Origin of the sequence: Alkaliphilus pronyensis (genome assembly GCF_009017275.1) — a bacterium.
In the GTDB taxonomy this organism is placed as follows: Bacteria; Bacillota; Clostridia; order Peptostreptococcales; family Natronincolaceae; genus Alkaliphilus_C; species Alkaliphilus_C pronyensis.
On sequence record NZ_WBZC01000094.1, the window covers coordinates 1 to 2,726 of the forward strand.

The 2,726-nt window shown below is 29.3% G+C and carries 5 protein-coding genes; all 5 read right to left on the minus strand.

What is annotated here, in order from left to right; genetic code table 11:
• Window positions 1–42: 42 nt before the first annotated feature.
• The gene (locus tag F8154_RS15265; RefSeq protein WP_192930333.1) at window positions 43–219 is read right to left on the minus strand and encodes a hypothetical protein; all 177 of its coding nucleotides are present in this window, start codon (window positions 217–219) and stop codon (window positions 43–45) included.
• A gap of 18 nt (window positions 220–237) precedes the next feature.
• The gene (locus tag F8154_RS15270; protein WP_192930334.1) at window positions 238–411 is read right to left on the minus strand and encodes a hypothetical protein; all 174 of its coding nucleotides are present in this window, start codon (window positions 409–411) and stop codon (window positions 238–240) included.
• Window positions 404–592: an antitoxin VbhA family protein gene (locus F8154_RS14920; RefSeq protein ID WP_151862410.1), complete on the minus strand. Its 189-nt coding sequence runs from the start codon at window positions 590–592 to the stop codon at window positions 404–406. Before F8154_RS14920 ends, F8154_RS15270 begins: the two co-directional genes overlap by 8 nt.
• A 111-nt stretch (window positions 593–703) precedes the next feature.
• The gene (locus tag F8154_RS14925; RefSeq protein ID WP_151862411.1) at window positions 704–1,021 is read right to left on the minus strand and encodes a hypothetical protein; all 318 of its coding nucleotides are present in this window, start codon (window positions 1,019–1,021) and stop codon (window positions 704–706) included.
• A 113-nt stretch (window positions 1,022–1,134) separates the two neighbouring features.
• On the minus strand, window positions 1,135–2,487 hold the full coding sequence (locus F8154_RS14930; protein WP_151862412.1) for a nuclease-related domain-containing protein: 1,353 nt from the start codon (window positions 2,485–2,487) through the stop codon (window positions 1,135–1,137).
• Window positions 2,488–2,726 lie beyond the last annotated feature (239 nt).

The following is a 2,726-nucleotide window of genomic DNA, read 5'->3' on the forward strand; positions in this document are numbered from 1 at the left end:
CCTCAACCTTCTCAATGTCTTCATCAGATAGACCAGATTTATCTAAATTATGATATGCCTTTGTGGGCATATCTTTTGCTTGAAATCAACTAGTTTAGTATCCATCATTAGTTGATTAAGATTAGCATATTTGCTTAACCTATCATTAAAATAAGTTCTATCTATTTTTCCAGAGAATCTTTTAGCTTGAATACCAATTTTATCATTATCTACATACAAAATTAAGTCTATTTATAACTATGTTTTTTGTATTTTATCCACATCTTCCAATGTATCTTCTGTAATCATATCACATATATGAAAATGTGGGTCGTAGTCAGAATCACACTTAGTGCAAATATACATATTTACTTCTTCAATATACTTAAATTCATCATTACCACACTTGCATTTAATATAATATTTAGGCATTGTTCTTCGCCTTTTCCGAATAAATTTTCTTCAGTTTTTCAATGTTTTTTTCAGGAGTAGATTTACCTTCTATATAATCTTCAATAAGCTTTTTACATTCATCTGAAGGCTCAACTCCACCGAATGTATTGAAAGTTAAAGCAAATTCAACAGCTTCTTTTCTTTTTTTTCTATCATCCATAATGTCAACACCCTTTACAACTCTTCATTGGCTCTTTAAACCATTTAAGTTGTTTTACTTATGTTAATGAAATCTTTAAAAGGCATTCAAGAATAGCTAGAATTAAGATTTCTAATCCCCTATAGCTAAGATATTTCTATTTTTAACTATTGCTTCATGTAATAATCTTTTTAAACCGTATAAGTAAAAGCATGCTTCATTAGACAAATCTTCTTCGTCCACGTACTTAAATGCTTCAAATATTTTTTTAGCCTCTTCTAAAGGTATTATTGATATCTCATAAGGATCTAGCTCAAAAAATAATTCAAATACATTATCAAAACTATTAAATCCTTCCATAATCTCCCTCAACAAATCATAGTTAACAGGCACAGCAAAATGATCTTTAGTGATTTCATCTAAAGAGTCTACAACACATAAGTCTATCAACTCATCACTCCTCGCATAAATGATTTAAGCAAGCAAGATTAGTTTAAGTAATAGTAATATGAATAATGGAAAAGTATAGAAAATAGAGTTGCTAAGCTTTAAGCAAAAGTTTATCACTTAATAATATCATTTAGTGAAAAGTCATATTTAAATACTCCTAGCTCTATGTAGCTCTCTCCATTATGATTTATAGTTGTATACTGGTTAGCTACTTTAAGGTCAATAATATCATTAATCAAGGAATACTCTATAATTTCACCATCGCTTTTCCTTAGATGTACTTTTTTATCTTCATAAAATCTAACAGTTGTATCGGTCTGGAAAATCCCATCAATAATATGCTTATCACCGTCTTTTACCAATATATATGTACCTCTTACATTACTGGGATAGCTTCCTACAACAAACTCTAAAACGGGTATTTGTACAACTGCTTCAACCTCTTTCTCAGTCTCTAAATATTTATATTCTAAAGCTTTATTAATTACATTAAAAAGCTTTGTTATTCCTGAATGCAGGATAAAAACAATGACAATAATAACTATCATTTTTTTGAATGATGATTTTCTTATAATATAATTTATGTTTTCGAAAAAAGTGTTAACAATGCTAGTTTGGGGTTTAACCTGACGTGAGAATTCTTTTTCTAAATCTTGAGTTATTTCAAAACAATATCCTATGTTACCTTCAATTACATTTAAATTCCCTACTCTATAGTTCTTATTCAGATAAGATTTTCTAATTTGCTCTGCTGTTTCTTCATTTTCATAAATATATACCATCCTAACATCCATGATATCGCAATTGTCATGAACCCACTTGTAATGATCTAGTAGCTCTGCATTCATTATTTTTTCAGCAATTTTTGCTATTAAATCTTCAGATAGGTTTTTACCTGGTGTGTCTTTTATATAATTAGCTGCAGCATCTCCACCTATTCTTACAGGAATCTCTGGAGGCATTTCATTTATATCAATAAACCCTTTGTTAAGGACAAGTAGTGACTGGATATGTTTTTCAGCTATATGAAACTCCTCTTGACTAAGATTGTCTTTAAGCCATTGTTTAAAGACTTGATTGTGAAATTTGCACTGCTGTATAGGGTTTTTATATGCCTCAGTATATTTGTTTAGACCTTTATACATCCAAGTGTGTTGTAGGCAATCAAACTCACCATTCCAAGTTTTAGTTTCAACTAAAAAAATTTTACTCCTGCCTATTACCAAATGATCAATTTGAAAGAATTGGTTAGGAGTAACCTCAAACACCGCATCATTAATAACTATAAATTCTTTAGAAAGTGATAAAAACAACGATACAATGACACTTAGCTCACCTTTAAAGCCTTTTATTTTATTATCCTTTTCTTTTTCAAAATCATAGTTAACTTTTCTGAGATTAGCTTGCTTAATACTATCATAAAAAACCTTCTTTATTTTGCTGTTTTGCTTAATAATTCTGGCCATAATATTTCACCCCACATAAACAGTTATTGTGTAATATTATAGCACAATATGGCATATATAGAAATATCAGTATTAAAGTTTATTAGAAATAATAATCTCTACTTTCCCTTCAAACTACCATCAGGATCATACTTCTGCTTTAAAAACTCAATATATTCCTCAACCTTCTCAATGTCTTCTTCGGACAGACCAGATTTATCTAAATTATGATATGCCTTTGTGGGCATATCTTTTTTATT